Here is a 273-nt window from a genome sequence, read left to right as displayed (position 1 = left end):
CAACGCTGCAGCTGTTCTTGCCAAGGTCAATTCCCAGCATCATGATCGTCATGGCTCGTCCTTCTCCGCTTTCCAAACACAGGCATCCTAGCCGATGCCTCAAAGGAGGGCGGGCCATTCCATAAAAGTCCGCGCATGCACTGGAGCAGGACCGTCCCGACATCCTGAAGCGTCGTCGGGACTGGTTCGATGGCCAGCTCGATCTCGATCCGGCGAAGCTGGTGTTCATCGATGAAACCGGACTGTCGACCAAGATGGCACGCCTGCGCGGAA

The 273-nt window shown here is 58.2% G+C and carries 1 pseudogene; it reads left to right on the top strand.

What is annotated here, in order from left to right:
- Window positions 1-125 precede the first annotated feature (125 nt).
- Window positions 126-273: pseudogene (locus PU724_RS34035) on the top strand (IS630 family transposase); the annotation flags it as partial.

It is taken from the genome of Mesorhizobium abyssinicae, assembly GCF_049887195.1.
Classification (GTDB): Bacteria; Pseudomonadota; Alphaproteobacteria; order Rhizobiales; family Rhizobiaceae; genus Mesorhizobium; species Mesorhizobium abyssinicae.
This window is presented reverse-complemented; position numbering and strand designations above follow the sequence as displayed.